The organism is Micromonospora yongxingensis (assembly GCF_052601155.1).
In genome coordinates this window covers 81,173-96,981 of record NZ_JBQXEO010000001.1, presented here as the reverse complement: position 1 = coordinate 96,981, position 15,809 = coordinate 81,173, and the positions used below count along the sequence as shown (strand labels likewise).

The following is a 15,809-nucleotide window of genomic DNA, read 5'->3' as shown; positions in this document are numbered from 1 at the left end:
GAGGGTCAGAGGGGTGCGGCGAGACGGGCGCGCAGGGCGTCGGCGGCGGCTCGCTCGCTGCGCTGCTCGGTGGAGTACGCCAGGCGGACCGCCTCCTCCGCGCAGGACAGCGCCTCCGCCGGGCGGCCACAGGCAGCCAGCGCCTCGGCCAGCACACTGGCCGCGATCACCTGGCTGCGCACGTCCTCGGCCGGCGCGGTGACCGCTCGCCGGGCCCAGTCCAGCGCCTGGTCCCGCTGACCGTGGGCGAGCAGCGCCGACGCGTACCGGGCCATCGTCTGGCGGCGGGAGAAGAGCAGCGAGGGTGCGCTCGCGGCGGCGGTCGCCACCGGGGCGAGCAGCCCGACCGCGGTCGCCGGGTCGCCCGCGGCCAGTCGGGCGGTGGCCAGCAGCACCCGGGGTGCGACCTGCGCAGGAGCCTGCGGGTTGTGCGGCTCGACGGCGGTCAGCACCGCGCGGGCGACCTGCTCGGCGGTCTCGCAGTCCCCCATGTCCAGTGCCACGAAGCCGCGCAGCGTGCCGGCCATCCCGGTGAGCAACGGGTGCGAGGTCCGCTCGGCGTACGCCAGTGCGTCGGTGAGCAGGTCGGCCGCGTGCTCCGGCTCGCCCAGCCCGCGCGCCACCACGGCCCGGACCACCAGTGCGAACCCGCGCCCCCAGTCGTCGGAGGCGGCCGCGAACTCGCGGTACGCCCGGCGGGCCTCGCGGTCCGCCTCGGCCAGGTCACCCAGCTCCGCGGTGGCGAACGCCGCCACCGCTCGCAGCGTGCCCACCGCCCACGCCTCGCCGACCCGCTCACCGAAGGGCAGGAAGACCTGCGCCATCCGACACGCCTCGCGCAACCGGCCGGCGAGCAGTCGGGCGAACGCCGTGGTGCCCCGCAGCCAGGCCCGCCCGTACGGATCCTTCAGCTCGGCGAAGAGTCGGGCGGCCCGGCCGAGCACCGCGTCGGTGCCGGCGAAGTCGCCACGGGTGGTGGTCACCCAGGCCAGGTTCTGCAACGACCAGGCCTGCCCGCGCCGGTCCTGCGCGCCGAGGCTGACCTGGTAGGACGATGCCAGCCGGCTGCTCGCCTGACTCAGCCGGCCGGCCACGAAGTCGGCCATGCCGAGCCGGCGCATCGCCGAGGCGCGCAGGGTGGGCAGGCCGCCGGCCGTGGCCACCTGCAGGGCCTCCTGCCAGGCGGCGACCGCCCGGGCCTGGTCGCCGAGGGTCTGCTGGGCCTGCCCGGCGAGCAGCAGTGCGCTGCCCCGGACGGCCTCGTCCCCCGCGTTCGCGGCGATCTTCTCGGCGTAGGCGAGCGCGTCGACGACCCGACCGATCTGGAGCAGCGCCCGGGCGTGCACGACCCGGTCGGCCGCCGGGACCCCGTCGCGGGCCAGCTCGTTGGCGCGTTCGGCGTACTCCACGGCCAGCGCCGGCTCGCCGGCGGACAACGACCGGCGGGCGGCCCGGCCGAGCGCGGCGACCCCGAGCGGGACCACCGCCCGGGCTGGCGCGTCCGGGCGCAGCTTCACCGCGTCGGCGAGCGTGGCGGCCCGCTCGACGTGCGTCGCCACGAAGTCGTCCCGGGCCTCCTCGGTGAACCCGCCCGGTGCCCCGGCCGCGGTCTCGTCCCCCGGCGCCGCCCAGCGGGCCAGCGCGGCGTGCCGCTCGGCCAGCTCGGCCTTGCTCACCCCGGCGTACGCGGCCTCCCGCATCAGCGGGGTGGCGAACGCGTAGCCCGTCCGGGTGCGGTGCAGCATCCGTCGTTGCAGCAGTTCCTCGACGGCCCGGTCGAGTTCGACGGCGACCACGGCCGAGGGCCGGCCGTCACGGCCGGCCCGCTGATCGCGCAGTGCCTCCAGGGCTCCGGTGGGCACGGTGTCACCGATGACCGCGGCGTCGCGCAGCACCGAGCGGGCGTCCGGCGGCAGCGCGTCGATGCGTGCGGCGAGCACGGCGGCGAGGTCCCGGGAGAGCAGCCGGCTGCCCAGTGAGCCGGGCACCAGCCGCCAGCCGGCCGCGCCCTGGTCCCGCTCGCCGGCTGCGGTCCGGCCGCCGCGCCCCGGTTCGACCGTGGTGAGCGCTCCGCGCTCGATCAGCAGCGTGACCAGCTCGGCCAGGTAGAACGGGTTGCCCTGGGCGGTGGCGAGCAGCCGGTCCGCGTCGGCCGGCGGCAGCTTGCCGCCGCCGAGGTAACTGGTGAGCAGGCGGGCGGCATCGGCGCCGCGCAGCGGAGGCAGGGAGTGCACCTCGGCGTCCGCGACCCGGGTCAGCGCGCCGGCGGTACGGACCAGCTCGGGACGGCCGAGCAGCAGCACCAGCACCGGGCCGGTGAGTCGGGACAGGGTCAGCCCGAGCGCCCGGATCGTCTCGGAGGTGGCGTCGTGCAGGTCGTCCACCACGATCACCAGCGGCGCCTCCGTGGCGAGCCCGCTGAGCAGGTCGGCCACGGCGTTCGGCACCGCTTCGGCGTCGGCCGCCGGGACGGTCGCGCCGGTCCACTCGCCGTTGTCGGTGCCGCCGTGCGCGGGAAGCTCGGCGTAGCCGAGCAGGGCGAGCAGCTGGTCGGTGACGATCGGCGGCTGTTCACCCCCGGCCCGGGCGAGCCGCTGGCCGAGCCGGCGCAGCCGTTCCTCCACCGCCGGCCGGGTCAGGGCGGTGGACGCGTCACTGGGCAGGCCGACGGCCGCGCGGACCAGGTCGGCCAGGGGCGCGAGCCGGCGCCGCTCACCGAAGGCGGCGCAGCGCACCGACAGCACCCGTGCGCCGGTGTGCGCGGCGTACCGGCCGGCGCCCACGTCGTACCCGGCGGCGAGGCGTTCCACCTCGGCGGCGAAACGGGACTTGCCGATGCCCGCCTCGGCGGTCATCAGCAGCACCCTCGGGTCACCCTGGTCGATCACCTCGGCGAGCCGGCCGGCGACCCGGCCGATCTCGGTCTCCCTGCCCACGTAGGGTGCCTCGTCGCCGAGGCCCGAACGGGTGCCCGGCGCGTCCAGCAGACCCAGCAGCTCGTACGCCTCGACCGGCTCGCGCTTGCCCTTGAGCCGCAGCGGGCGTAGCGCCCGCCAGGAAGCGACGTGCCGGGTGGCGGCGGCGGTCCGCGCGCCGGCGTAGACGGCGCCGACCGCGGCGGCGTCGGCCAGCCGGGCGGCGGTGTTCACCGTGTCCCCGATGACCGTGTACTCGATGGCCGCCTGGATGCCCGCGATGACGTCACCGGTGTTCAGCCCGACCCGCAGCCCCAGCGGCGCACCGCCGCCCCGCTCGTCGTCGAGCACCCGGCGGACCGCCCGCTGCATCGACAGGGCGGCACGGACGGCCCGTTCGGCGTCGTCCTCGTGCGCCACCGGGGCGCCGAAGACCGCCATGATCCCGTCACCGGTGAGCTTGTCGACGTGCCCGCCGAAGGTCTTCACCGCACCGGCGAGAGCGGCGAGCACCCGGTCGGTGACGGCACCGACCCGTTCCGGGTCGAGATCCTCGGACCAGGACGTGAAGTCGGAAAGGTCGCCGAAGAGCACGGTGACCACCCGGCGCTCGGCCGCCGGCAACGTCGCGGCGGCCGGCAGCGCGGCGCCGCAATTGTGGCAGAACCGGGCACCGGGAACGGCGACGGTTCCACACACGGGGCAGGTCACGCTTGCTCCAACCCGCTGACCCCGCGCTCAGATTCCCCGGTGCCGACGCCCAGATACTCCAGTTGTGCGCGGACCGACCATTCGGCTGCCCACCAGAGCGAGCGGTCCACGTCCGCGTAGACCGCGGCGACCACGTCGGCGGGGGTGCGGGCGCCGGCGGTGACCGCGGCCCGGACCTGGTCGAGCCGGGCACGACGGTGGGCGAGGTAGAAGTCGGCGGCGGCGGCGCAGTCGGCCAGCGCCGGGCCGTGCCCGGGCAGCGCCGGAACCCCCCGGTACGCGGACAGCAGCTCCAGGCTGGCCAGGTAGTCGCCGAGGTGCCCGTCCGGATGGGCCACCACGGTGGTGCCCCGGCCGAGGATGGTGTCACCGGTCAGCACGACCCGCTCGTCGTCGTGTTCCACGAGGAAGCACACCGAGTCGGCGGTGTGCCCGGGGGTGTTCAGCAGGCGGATCTCCAGGCCGAAGCCGCCGAGGTGCTCGGCCGGCTCGGTGAGGGGCTCCCCGCCGATGGTGTGCGCCGGGTCGGCGGCCAGGACGTGCGCCCCGCCGAGCAGCTCACTCAGGCGGGCCGAGCCCTCGGTGTGGTCCGGGTGGCCGTGGGTGATCAACACGAACCCGATCGGGCCGTGCGCGGCGATCGCCGCCAGGTGCCCCTCGTCGGCCGGTCCCGGGTCGACCACGACGCCGTACTCCGACGCCGGGGCGCGCAGCACCCAGGTGTTGGTGCCGTCGAGGGTCATCGGGCCAGGGTTCGGCGCGCGCAGCAACGTCACCCAGCTCGGCAGCTCGTCGGCGAGCGCCGCCGCCGGCGCCGTCACGTGCCCGCTCATGGCTGCGATCGTACGACCCCGCCCGCCACACCCCGCGATCATGCACGTGCCGCCCCTGATTCATCCCCGTTCAGGGCTTTCATCCGGGCCGGACGTGCACGATCGCGACGTGGCGACGGTCAGGCGACTTCGACGATGAGTTCGATCTCCACCGGAGCGTCGAGGGGAAGCTCGGCCACCCCCACGGCACTGCGGGCGTGCCTGCCGGCCTCGCCGAAGACGGTGCCGAACAGGTCGGAGGCGCCGTTGACCACGGCGGGCTGACCGGTGAACCCGGGCGCGGACGCCACGAAACCGGTCAGCTTGACCACCTTGACCACGTTCTCCAGGCCGACCAGTGAGTCGACCGCGGCCAGCGCGTTGAGGCCACACCGCTGGGCCAGGTCCTTCGCCTGCTCGGCGGAGATCCCGGCGCCGACCTTGCCGGTGGCCAACAGCTTCCCCTCGGCGATCGGCAGTTGGCCGGAGACGTACACGTGCTGCCCGGACTGCACGGCCGGCACGTAGCTGGCCACCGGCGGCACCACCTCGGGCAGTTCGAGACCCAGCTCGGCGAGCTTCGCGTGCGGACCGTTGCTCATGCCTTGGGCCGCTTCAGGTACGCGACCAGCTGGTCCGGGTTGGGCCCGGGGACCACGGCGACGAGTTCCCACCCGTCCTCGCCCCAGTTGTCGAGGATCTGCTTGGTCGCATGGACCAGCAGCGGGACCGTGGAGTATTCCCACTTCTGCATCGCTGGAGGGCTCCCTCTCGGTGCGGACTTCTTCGAGGCACAGCCTACGGTCCGCTCGCCGGGTGGGGCGCGGGACGCTGCTCCGGCGCGGTCGGCAGCTCTCCGCAGGGTCCCTGGTGCTCGTACCCCTGGGGGCAGCGGGACCGGTCGGGCAGCAGCAGGTCGCAGAAGACCCGGTGCCGGTTGTTCTGGTCGTCGGCGTTGGACACGGTGGTCTCGCCGGCGTCCAGCTCGGGCAGGAAGCCCAGGGACACCGCCACCCGACCGGCCAGCGCGGTCGCCGCCGCCAGGTCGGGCACCCGGATCGGCAGGTGGATGACGAAGCCCGGCTCGTCGTCGTCGCGGGCCCGCTCGGCGGGGCGGCTCGTCACCCGGGCCACCTCCGTCGGTTCCGGGACCCGGCGGTACGACCGCTCGTTGACCGGCAGGCTGCCGACCGGCGCGTCGACCTGGCCGACGGCGCCGGGCCGGTGCGACCGGTCGTTGGTCGGAAACTGGGTGCGAGGGATGTTGTCCGCGTCGCGCATGCACTGCCTCCGGGTCGTACCTCTCGGATCACGCTTCCGGTCCGAACCATTCGTCCGTTCCGGTCCCCCGCACCGGACGAAGGTAGGTCCCGGGCCGCAGTCCCGCCAACAGGACGCGCACGCCCGGTCACCGATAGTCACATATGCGACACATCGCAGGTCGGACGCCTGACGGTGCCGAACCGGCAGGGTCTCGCCGGCCGGCTTCGACGCGACACGGGCGACATCGATGCGGAGGTTGACCGCTACCCTTCCGGTCGGACGGTCGCGCAGCGCCCGGACGCCCGCTCGATCACGCTCGGCGCCAGGGGTGGCGGCGGGCGCCGCACCCCCGGGGGAAGAGATGACCCAACCGCCCAGCGGCGACCAGGCCGGCCCGCCCGCACACCCGCCGGCCCACCCGGCTCCGGCCGACCAGCCCGAGACGTCGGCCGTCCCCGGCCAGCCCGCGCAGCCCGCCCGACCGGCCGTCCCTGCGCAGCCGGCCGAGCCGACCTTCCCGGCCTCGCCAGCCGGGCCGGCCTTTCCCGCCTCGCCGGCCTTCCCCACGTCGCCCGCCGGGTCCACCTTCCCCACCCAGTCCGGTGGGACGACCTTCCCCGGGCAGACTGCCGGAGCTGCCGGTGCCGGTCAGCCCGAGGGCCCGGTCGGCGCCGCCACACCGGTGGCGCCCGGCACTCAGGACCCGTCGATGGTTCCGCCACCCCCTCCCGGTTACCCGCCCTACGCGGGCGCTGCCGAGCCGAAGAAGAAGCGGGGCCTGCTCATCGCGGCGATCGCGCTGGTCGTGATCATGGTGCTCTGCGTGGGCGGCGGCGCGGTGGCGTTCCTGACCCTGCGCAACGCCGAGAACGGCGAGGGCGCCAAGGAGCCGGCGGTCGCCGTCGACGAGTTCCTCACCGCGGTCTACAAGGATCGGGACGCGACCAAGGCGGCCAGCCGCGTCTGCGCCGCCTCCCGGGACGACAAGAAGATCGCCGCGAAGGTGGCCGAGGTGCAGAAGTACGCCACCGAGTACCAGAACCCCCGTTTCCGGTGGACCAGCCCGAAGGTGGACAACCAGACCGGAGACCGGGCCACCGTCTCCACGCGGGTCACCATGACCACCGCGGACGAGAAGGTGGCCGACCAGGACCTGCGCTTCACGGTGGTGCAGAAGACAGGTTGGTGGGTCTGCGAGGTCGCGTGACGGCCAACCCTGGATAGGCTCGACGGGTGCGTGCAGCTGAGCGGCCGTCCGACCCGGCCGGTACCGGATGGTCGGCCCGCCTCCACGTGGTGACCGGCAAGGGCGGCACCGGCAAGACCAGCGTGGCGGCGGCGCTGGCTCTGGCGCTGGCTGCGGGCGGCCGGCGCACCCTGCTGGTCGAGGTCGAGGGGCGGCAGGGCATCGCTCAGCTCTTCGGCATCGACCCGCTGCCGTACGAGGAGCGGCACCTCGCCGACGCCCCGGACGGCGGCGAGGTGCGTGCGCTGGCGGTGGACGCCGAGGAGGCGCTCCTCGAGTACCTGGACATGTTCTACAAGCTGGGTGCGGCGGGTCGGGCGTTGCGCAAGCTCGGCGCCATCGACTTCGCCACCACCATCGCCCCCGGCCTGCGCGACGTGCTGCTCACCGGCAAGGTCAAGGAGGCCACCACCCGCACCTCCGGGCAGCGGCGTGTGTACGACGCGGTGGTGCTGGACGCCCCGCCGACCGGGCGGATCGGGCGTTTCCTCAACGTCACGGCCGAGACGGCCCGGCTGGCCAAGGTCGGCCCGATCAAGACCCAGAGCGAGGGGGTCGCCGCTCTGCTGCGCTCCCCCATCACCGCGGTGCACGTGGTCACGCTGCTGGAGGAGATGCCGGTGCAGGAGACGGTGGACGCCATCGCCGACCTGACCGCCCTCGGCTTCGGGGTCGGGAAGGTGATCGTCAACGCCACCCGGCCACCGCTGCCGGCCGGACGGACGGTCAGCGCGGCCGAGCTGAGGCGCGGGCTGGTCGCCGCCGGGCTGCCGGCTGACCGGGAGACCGTCGCCGGCCTGCACGACGAGGCACGCGACCAGCTCATCCGGCGCGAGCTGGAGGATTCGCTCCGGGCCGACCTGGTGGAGCTGGGGCTGCCGATGACAGAGCTGCCGTTGCTGCCTGACGGGGTGGACCGGGCGGGGCTCGCGACGCTGGCCCAGGCCCTCGTCAGCGCCGATTGACTCACACCTGAGCTCCGCACGGGCGCGCGGACCCAGCCGGCCCGATACGCTCGATTGGTGCCTTCCGAAGACGCGGCGCCGCGGCTGGACGTCGACCAGATCCTCGCCGACCCGGGCGTGCGGATCATCGTGTGCTGCGGGGCCGGCGGGGTCGGCAAGACGACCACGGCCGCGGCGCTGGCGCTGCGGGCCGCCGAGCAGCACGGCCGGCGCACGGTGGTGCTCACCATCGACCCGGCCCGCCGGCTGGCCCAGTCGCTGGGCCTTACCGAGCTGGACAACACCCCCCGCCAGGTCAAGGGGATCGACGTCGAGACCAGTGGCGGCGAGCTGCACGCCATGATGCTGGACATGAAGCGCACCTTCGACGACGTGGTGCTCCAGCACACCGATCCGGCGAAGGCGGCGGAGATCTTCGCGAACCCGTTCTACCAGGCGATGAGCTCGACCTTCGCCGGCACCCAGGAATACATGGCGATGGAGAAGCTGGGTCAGCTGCACGCCCGCGGCGAGTGGGACCTGATCGTCGTCGACACCCCACCGTCCCGCTCGGCACTGGATTTCCTGGACGCGCCGGCCCGACTCTCCCGGTTCCTCGACGGCCGGATGCTGCGACTGCTGCTGGCTCCCGCCCGCAGCGGCGGCCGAAGCATGTTCAGCCTGGTCACGGCCTCGTTCGGGATGTTCTCGAAGGTGGTCCAGAAGGTGCTGGGCGCACAGCTGCTCACCGATCTGTCCGGCTTCGTGGCCGCCCTGGACTCGATGTTCGGCGGTTTCCGGCAGCGGGCCGAGCAGACGTACCGGATCCTGCAGGCACGGGAGACGGCCTTCGTGCTGGTCGCGGCGCCGGAGCCGGACGCGGTCCGGGAGGCCGCCTACTTCGCTGGCCGGCTGCGGGAGGAGAAGATGCCGCTGGCCGGCCTCGTGCTCAACCGGGTGCACCGGCCGGCGGTGCCGGAGCTGGACGCCGAGCAGAGCCGGGTCGCCGCGGAGCGACTGGCCGAGCTGGGTGGGCACGAGGCCACCGCCGAGGTGCTGCGGGCGCACGCCGCGCTGGCCCGTCAGGCCGTACGCGAGCAGCAGGTGGCCGCGCGGTTCACCGAGGCGTTCCCGGCGGTGCCGTCGGTGTCGGTGACGGCGCAGCCCGCCGACGTGCACGACGTCGACGGGCTGCGGACGATCGGCGCGGCGATCAGCCGGCCGTGACCGGTGTCAGTTGGCAGCGCTAACGAGAATCTTGTCCTTGCCGGCCTTGTCCTTGCTGTTCTTCTTCATCGCGGCCTCGAACATCTTGCGCCAGCTCGTCACCTGCGGGTGACGACGCAGCAGCGCCCGCCGTTCGCGTTCGGTCATGCCACCCCACACACCGAACTCGATCCGGTTGTCCAGCGCGTCGGCCAGGCACTCGTACCGAACTGGGCAGCTCCGGCAGATCCGCTTCGCCACGTTCTGTTCGGCGCCCTGTACGAACAACGCGTCCGGGTCCCCGTTCTGACACGCCGCCAGCGACGGCCAGTCAGTGATCATGCCCATGTGTACTCGTCCCCCCTTGCAGTACCTACCGACCTCGTTGCACGTCAGCCGGCAATTCCCCCCGATCGCCCGGCCGGCCTTCCCCAAGGCGGCGCGGACGACATGTGGCGCTGTCGCCGCCCTCATCATGCTCTGTAGTCGACTGATTACGCAACGTTGTCGGCGAAATCCATCATTCCGGACACTCCCGGCTTCCCGGGCTCTCGACCGCCGGTTACCCCTCCGAGGTCGACGAAAACGCTGCGCCGTCTCCGCCAATCGGAGGAGACTCACGCCAGGTCAGACGCAACCACGCACCGGGGGTCGTGCGTTTAGCACAACGAGGGCAGCGCGCGCAGGAAATGGGGAAAGAACGCCCCAGCGCCCCTCGTTCCCTACTCGCGTACCCTGCTGAGGTGACCTGGATGCGGAAACGTGACCACAATGTGCTGACCAACGCCGCATCGCTGCTCATATGTGGCCTGTTGGCTGGCGTGGTGGTCGCTGCGGCGGCCTTCCCCGCGGTGGCGATGTCCGGCTTGGCCGCCAAGGCCGGTGCCGAAACCTTCGGCGCCCTACCCACGGAGCTGACGGTGGCCCGCGCGCCGCAGATCAGCTACCTGCTCGCCTCGGACGGCAAGACGCCGCTCGCGACGATGTACGACGAGAACCGGCGGGACGTGAAGCTCGCCGACATCTCGCCGTACATGCAGAAGGCCATCATCGCGGCCGAGGACCACGACTTCTACAAGCACAACGGCGTCGACATCAACGGTGTCGCCCGCGCGTTCGTGAACAACCAGAACGAGGCCGCCGGCCGGCAGGGCGCCTCGACGCTGACCATGCAGTACGTCCGGCTGGCCATCGCCTACTCGGCGACCCACCCGGCCGACGTGGTCGCGGCGACCGAGGACACCAGCGCCCGCAAGCTCCGCGAGATGCGGCTGGCCCTGCAGGTCGACAAGGAGTTCTCCAAGGACGAGATCCTGACCCGCTACCTCAACCTCGCCTCGTTCGGCAACGGCGCGTACGGCATCTACGCCGCCAGCCAGGTCTACTTCGGCAAGCCGCCGAGCAAGCTCAAGATCGAGGAAGCGGCGCTGCTGGCCGGCATGGTGAAGGCGCCGACCACCAACGACCCGACCACCAAGGCCGGCTACCCGCTCGCGCTGGACCGACGCAACTACGTCATCCAGAACATGCTCGACATCAAGGCCATCACCCAGCAGGAGGCCGACGCGGCCAAGGCGACCAAGCTGGAAGTGAAGGACAAGCGCACCCCGAACGGCTGCGTCGCCGCCAACGTCAACAGCTGGGGCTTCTTCTGCGACTACTTCTACCGCTGGTGGATGCAGCAGGAGACGTTCGGCTCGACGTCGTACGACCGGGAGCGGCGACTCAAGAGCGGCGGCTACACCGTCGTCACCTCGATCGACGTTCAGGCGCAGAAGGGCGCGGACGCGGCGGTCCGCAGGGCCAAGAGCGAGAACAGCAAGGAAGCCGCCATGGTCGCCGTGGTGGAGCCCGGCACCGGCCGGGTCCGGGCGCTCGCGGTCAACCGGCAGTTCAAGCTCGACGACCCGAAGAAGCCGAAGAACAAGATCTCCAGTGATCCGGCGAAGAGCAGGAAGGGCATCCGGGGCAACTACCCGGCGACGGTGAACCCGCTGCTCACCGGCGGCGACGGCATCGCCGGATACCAGGCCGGCTCGACCTTCAAGATCTTCAGCATCGTCGCGGCACTGGAGAAGGGCATCCCGCTCAGCTACCAGATCAACGCGCCGCAGCAGTTCAAGTCGGAATACATCATCGACAGCAGCAGCCCGGCGGCCTGCAAGGGGACGCACTTCTACTGCCCGACGAACTCGAACAACAAGGCGGGCGGCGTACAGAACATGTGGAGCGCCTTCGCCCAGTCGGTCAACACCTACTTCGTGCCGCTGCAACAGCAGGTCGGCGCGGAGAACGTGGTCGACGTCGCCAAGCGGGCCGGCATCCAGTTCCGGGCCAGCAGCGACGCCAAGTTCGCCTCCACGAAGGACTACGCCCACCAGTGGGGCGCCTTCACGCTCGGTGTCTCCTCGACCACGCCGCTCGACCTGGCCAACGCGTACGCCACCCTCGCCGCGGACGGCAAGTACTGCGAGCCGATCCCGGTGCAGGAGATCCGGGACCCGGAGGGCAAGAAGCTGGACATCGCCAACCCGCGCTGCGAGAAGCGGTTCAGCACCGACGTGGCCCGGGCCGCCGTGGACGCCGCCCGCTGCCCGGTCGGCGACAACTCCAGCACCAGCAAGTGCGGCGGCAGCCGCACCGCCGCCATCGTGAAGAGCGTCGTCGACGCGCCGGTGGCCGGCAAGTCCGGCACCACCGACTCGGAGAAGACGGCCGCCCTGGTCGCGATGACCAAGCAGTACGCGGTTGCCGGCATCATGGCCGACCCGGACTGGCCGCAGACGAACGTCAAGATGAAGCACAAGGAGAAGGACGGCATCAACCCGCCGGTGTACGAGACGCTGCGGGACGCGATGAAGGGCAAGCCCCGCATCAACTTCGAACCGCCGGGGCAGAAGATCTCCGAAGGTGACCAGCGCAGCATCCCCGACGTGAAGTGTCAGTCGGTGGAGACGGCGAAGTCCCGACTCAAGGGCGCCGGCTTCGAGCCGATCGTCTCCGAGACGAAGGTCCCCTCGTCCTGCAAGGCGGGCGACGCGGCCGGCACCAGCCCGGACGGACGCACCATCAAGGGCGGCGTGGTGACCATCCAGGTCAGCAGCGGCGGCGGAGCCACCCCGCCGGGCACCAACCCCGGCAACGGGCAGCCCGGCAACCCGCCCGGCCGACCCGGCACGGGCCGCCCCGGCGGCTGAGCAGGGCAGACGTACGAACGGGCGGGCACCCACTCCGGGTGCCCGCCCGTTCGCCTGTCGAGAACTGTCGCCGGCGTGCGCCGATCGCTCAGAGGCCGAGCTGCCGGCGTACCTCGGCGGCCACCCGGCCACCCTCGGCCTGACCCGCCACCGCGGCCTGGGCCGCCTTCATGGCCGGGCCCATCTGGGCCTTGCCGGTGAAGCCGCCCTCGGCGAGCGCCGCCGACACCAGCTCGGTCAGCTCGGCGTCCGAGAGCTGCTTGGGCAGGTAGCGGTCGAGCACCTCGCCCTCGGCGGTCTCCTTCGCGGCCTGCTCGGCGCGGCCCGCGTCGGCGAAGGCGGTGGCCGCCTCCCGACGCTTCTTGGCCTCCTTGGTCAGCACCGCGAGCACCTCGTCGTCGGTGAGCTCGCGCTTGGCCTTGCCGGCGACCTCGGCGGTGCCGACGGCGGCCAGGGCCATCCGCAGCGTGGAGGTGGTCAGCTCGTCGCGCGCCTTGAGCGCGGAACGCATGTCGGCAGTGAGGCGGTCCTTCAGCGTGCTCATGGACGGTCAAACTACCCTGAACGCCATGCGAAAGCGCACACTATTCCGACTCGCCGCCGGAACCGCCGCAGTCGGCGCGGCCACCCTCGCGTACGCGTCACTCATCGAGCGCAACATGTTCACCCTGCGGCGGTACGACGTGCCGATGCTGCCGGCCGACGCGGAACCGCTTCGTGTGCTGCACCTGTCGGACCTGCACATGATGCCCGACCAGGCGCGCAAGCAGCGCTGGGTGGCGTCGCTGGCCGCCCTCGACCCGGACCTTGTCGTGGTGACCGGCGACAACATGGCCCACCCGGGCGCCGTGCCGGGGGTGCTGCGGGCGCTGCAACCACTCCTCGACTACCCGGGTGCCTTCGTGTTCGGCTCCAACGACTACACCGGGCCGGTGTGGAAGAACCCCTTCACCTACTTCCTGCCCGACCGGGAGTACACCGAGGGCACCGAACTGCCCTACGAGGAACTGCGCCAGGTGTTCACCGGTGCCGGCTGGGTGGACCTCAACAACGCCCGGACCACGCTGAAGGCCGGCGGCCGACAGCTCGACCTGGTCGGCGTGGACGACCCCCACATCGACCGGGACGACTACGAGCCGGTGTCCGGCGCGGTCTCCTCCTCGGCCGACCTGTCCATCGCGCTGGCGCACTCCCCCGAGCCCCGGGTGCTCGACCAGATGGCCGCCGACGGCTTCGGGCTGCTGCTGGCCGGGCACACCCACGGCGGGCAGGTCTGCGTACCGGGCGCCGGGGCGCTCGTGACCAACTGCGGGCTGCCCCGCTCGATGGCGCGCGGACTGCACCGGTGGCCCGGCTCGGACTCGTGGCTCCACGTCTCCGCCGGCCTCGGCACCCACCCGACCGCCCCGGTCCGCTTCGCCTGCCCCCCGGAGGCGAGCATCCTCACGCTGATCCCCCGCTGATCGGCGCCGACGCGCGCGGGCCCCGTCAAGATCCGCGCAACATCAGGGATATAGGTGCCTCGCGGCGTCGGGAGGCCACTACATCCCTGAAGTTGCGCGGATCTTGGCTGCTCGGGGCGCGGTCCGGTGCGCGGGGGTACCGAGTTTGACCATCGGGGCGGGTGGGCTACTATTTGTCGGCACGCCTCGGGGTGTGGCGCAGCTTGGTAGCGCGCTTCGTTCGGGACGAAGAGGTCGTCGGTTCGAATCCGGCCACCCCGACCAGGCAAGAGGGCACATCCGATCCATGGATGTGCCCTCAGTGCTTTCTGTCGGGTGGATCATGTGGGGTCTCAGCTGCCCCGGCGAAGTGGACGCTCTTTTCCGCACGACCTGTAGATCATCATCTGCGAGACTCTGCTCGTGTCTGGCAGCGGTGGGCAGCGTGATGTGACGGTCCTGTGGCGTCCGACAGGGCCGAGGGAGCTTGAGTTGGTCGCTGCTTCCGGTTGGCGTCGCTGGCCGCCGCGACTGCCGGACCAGCCGATCTTCTACCCCGTGCTGAACGAGGACTACGCGGTGAAGATCGCCCGCGACTGGAACGTCGCGGCCTCAGGCGTGGGCTACGTGACGAGGTTCGCCGTGGATTCCGCCTTCGTTGCTCGCTATCCCGTCCAGCAGGTCGGTGGGCAGACGATCCTGGAGTTGTGGGTGCCAGCCGAGGAGCTGGAAGAGTTCAACAACCACATCATCGGCAAGATTGAAGTGGTTCACGAGTTCCGGTAACTCCGCTCGAGGGTGATCGACTCGGTATCCCTGACATCGGGGCGTTCCCACCTCGGGACACCGCGACATCCTTGAAAGCGAGCCGACCACGCACCACGAGGCGCTCCCCCGGCCTGTCTCGGCAAAACGTGATACCTGAGAGGCATATTTATGCCTCTCAGGTATCGCAACCACCGCAACGACTGCCACCAGGCCGGGACCTGCAGTGCCCGGGGGCAGGTATCAGGACGTGGCCGTCTGATGACCGGGGCACCGAGCGGCACCGCCCGGCGGGGGCTCAGAACCGATGGTGCGGCGGCCTGGTGCGGCCAAGATAGGTGTTTCTGCCGATCCCCCGGCCTCGGGCGGCACCTAGCGTCGGTGGCACAGCGAACCGTCCGAGGGGGGACCACCGATGAGCACCGCAATCGATCTCAGCACCGTCAAGGCACGACAGCAGGTGACCTGGGCCAGCGGCGACTACGGCGCTGTCGCCGCGCTCATCCATCCGATCTCCGAATGGCTGGTGGCGGCGGCCGACCTGTCGGCCGGTTCCCGGGTGCTGGACGTGGCGACCGGCACCGGCAACGCCGCCATCGCCGCCGCGCGCTGCGGCTGCCTGGTGACCGGCGTCGACTACGTACCCGAACTGCTGGAGCGCGGCCACGCCCGGGCGGCGGCGGAGCGACTGCCGGTCACCTTCGTGGCCGGTGACGCGGAGCGGTTGGCGTACGCCGATGGTTCCTTCGACGCGGTGCTCTCCGTCGTCGGCGTGATGTTCGCGCCCGACCAGGAGCGGGCTGCCGCGGAGCTGGTCCGGGTCTGCCGGCCCGGCGGCACGGTGGCGCTGGCGTCGTGGACGCCGCAGGGATTCATCGGCGACCTGTTCCGCACGGTGGGGCGGCACGTGCCGCCGCCGGCGGGGATGCGCCCGCCGGTTCAGTGGGGAGACGAGGACCGGGTCCGCGAGTTGCTCGGCGGGGCCGTCGGAGAACTGCGGGCGGTACGTCGGGAGTTCGTCTTCCGTTTCGGTACGCCGGAGGAGTTCGCGCACTTCTTCCGAGCCAACTACGGGCCGACGCTGAAGGCGTTCGAGGCGCTGCCCGAAGAGCGGCGACCGGAGCTGCAGGCCGACCTGGTGAAGCTGGCGCGGACGCACAACCGGTCCACGGACGGCACCGTGCGGATTCCGGCCGAGTACCTGGAGGTGGTGGCCGAGCGGTCGGCCTGATCCGCGTCGGAACACGATCGGTCACCCGGGGGGAACGGCCGGAGCCGGCACCATCATGTGGTGCCGGCTCCGGGGCG

Annotated in this window: 14 protein-coding genes and 1 tRNA gene; 8 read left to right on the top strand and 7 right to left on the bottom strand. The window is 72.1% G+C overall.

Annotation, left to right across the window (positions count from 1 at the left end):
• Positions 1-5 precede the first annotated feature (5 nt).
• The 5 genes from ACTWLT_RS00440 to ACTWLT_RS00420 all read right to left on the bottom strand — a co-directional run bounded on the left by ACTWLT_RS00440 (position 6) and on the right by ACTWLT_RS00420 (position 5,719).
• Positions 6-3,626 carry an adenylate/guanylate cyclase domain-containing protein gene (locus tag ACTWLT_RS00440; RefSeq protein ID WP_445316673.1) on the bottom strand — a complete coding sequence of 1,207 codons (3,621 nt, stop codon included), beginning with the start codon at positions 3,624-3,626 and terminating at the stop codon, positions 6-8.
• Positions 3,623-4,459, bottom strand: a complete 837-nt coding sequence (locus ACTWLT_RS00435) for an MBL fold metallo-hydrolase (protein WP_445316672.1) — start codon at positions 4,457-4,459, stop codon at positions 3,623-3,625. The genes ACTWLT_RS00440 and ACTWLT_RS00435 overlap by 4 nt, the downstream gene beginning before the upstream one ends.
• A gap of 119 nt (positions 4,460-4,578) precedes the next feature.
• Complete coding sequence (locus ACTWLT_RS00430) at positions 4,579-5,040, bottom strand: RidA family protein (RefSeq protein WP_252417390.1); 462 nt, start codon at positions 5,038-5,040, stop codon at positions 4,579-4,581.
• Complete coding sequence (gene sp36 / locus ACTWLT_RS00425) at positions 5,037-5,192, bottom strand: Sp36 family protein (protein ID WP_007466198.1); 156 nt, start codon at positions 5,190-5,192, stop codon at positions 5,037-5,039. The genes ACTWLT_RS00430 and sp36 overlap by 4 nt, the downstream gene beginning before the upstream one ends.
• Before the next feature lie 44 nt (positions 5,193-5,236).
• Positions 5,237-5,719: a hypothetical protein gene (locus tag ACTWLT_RS00420; protein WP_445316671.1), complete on the bottom strand. Its 483-nt coding sequence runs from the start codon at positions 5,717-5,719 to the stop codon at positions 5,237-5,239.
• Positions 5,720-6,410: 691 nt separating this feature from the next.
• Between ACTWLT_RS00420 and ACTWLT_RS00415 the strand changes: the two genes are divergently transcribed.
• The 3 genes from ACTWLT_RS00415 to bagB are packed head-to-tail and all read left to right on the top strand — an operon-like array spanning position 6,411 to position 9,118.
• Positions 6,411-6,908, top strand: a complete 498-nt coding sequence (locus ACTWLT_RS00415; RefSeq protein ID WP_445317032.1) for an Rv0361 family membrane protein — start codon at positions 6,411-6,413, stop codon at positions 6,906-6,908.
• A gap of 26 nt (positions 6,909-6,934) precedes the next feature.
• Positions 6,935-7,912 carry an ATPase BagA gene (bagA, locus tag ACTWLT_RS00410; RefSeq protein ID WP_445316670.1) on the top strand — a complete coding sequence of 326 codons (978 nt, stop codon included), beginning with the start codon at positions 6,935-6,937 and terminating at the stop codon, positions 7,910-7,912.
• A 54-nt stretch (positions 7,913-7,966) separates the two neighbouring features.
• Positions 7,967-9,118: an ArsA family ATPase gene (bagB, locus tag ACTWLT_RS00405; protein WP_445316669.1), complete on the top strand. Its 1,152-nt coding sequence runs from the start codon at positions 7,967-7,969 to the stop codon at positions 9,116-9,118.
• Positions 9,119-9,124: 6 nt separating this feature from the next.
• Here bagB and ACTWLT_RS00400 read toward each other — a convergent pair whose 3' ends face one another.
• Positions 9,125-9,445 carry a WhiB family transcriptional regulator gene (locus tag ACTWLT_RS00400; RefSeq protein WP_030328078.1) on the bottom strand — a complete coding sequence of 107 codons (321 nt, stop codon included), beginning with the start codon at positions 9,443-9,445 and terminating at the stop codon, positions 9,125-9,127.
• Positions 9,446-9,849: 404 nt separating this feature from the next.
• On the opposite strand from ACTWLT_RS00400, the gene ACTWLT_RS00395 reads away from it, so the two are divergent.
• On the top strand, positions 9,850-12,294 hold the full coding sequence (locus ACTWLT_RS00395) for a penicillin-binding protein (RefSeq protein WP_445316668.1): 2,445 nt from the start codon (positions 9,850-9,852) through the stop codon (positions 12,292-12,294).
• 88 nt (positions 12,295-12,382) lie between these two features.
• On the opposite strand, the gene ACTWLT_RS00390 is transcribed toward ACTWLT_RS00395, so the two are convergent.
• A complete protein-coding gene (locus tag ACTWLT_RS00390) occupies positions 12,383-12,838 on the bottom strand; it encodes a GatB/YqeY domain-containing protein (RefSeq protein WP_252417395.1) in 456 nt (151 codons plus the stop codon).
• A 25-nt stretch (positions 12,839-12,863) separates the two neighbouring features.
• Here ACTWLT_RS00390 and ACTWLT_RS00385 point away from each other — a divergent pair, with 25 nt between their 5' ends.
• The 4 genes from ACTWLT_RS00385 (at position 12,864) to ACTWLT_RS00370 (ending at position 15,732) form a co-directional block, all read left to right on the top strand.
• Positions 12,864-13,757 carry a metallophosphoesterase gene (locus tag ACTWLT_RS00385; RefSeq protein WP_445316667.1) on the top strand — a complete coding sequence of 298 codons (894 nt, stop codon included), beginning with the start codon at positions 12,864-12,866 and terminating at the stop codon, positions 13,755-13,757.
• A gap of 187 nt (positions 13,758-13,944) precedes the next feature.
• Positions 13,945-14,021 (top strand) — tRNA-Pro (locus ACTWLT_RS00380).
• A 138-nt stretch (positions 14,022-14,159) separates the two neighbouring features.
• Positions 14,160-14,522: a hypothetical protein gene (locus ACTWLT_RS00375; RefSeq protein ID WP_445316666.1), complete on the top strand. Its 363-nt coding sequence runs from the start codon at positions 14,160-14,162 to the stop codon at positions 14,520-14,522.
• A 394-nt stretch (positions 14,523-14,916) separates the two neighbouring features.
• Positions 14,917-15,732 (top strand): class I SAM-dependent methyltransferase, encoded by an 816-nt coding sequence (locus ACTWLT_RS00370; RefSeq protein WP_445316665.1) that lies wholly within the window; start codon positions 14,917-14,919, stop codon positions 15,730-15,732.
• Positions 15,733-15,809: the final 77 nt, after the last annotated feature.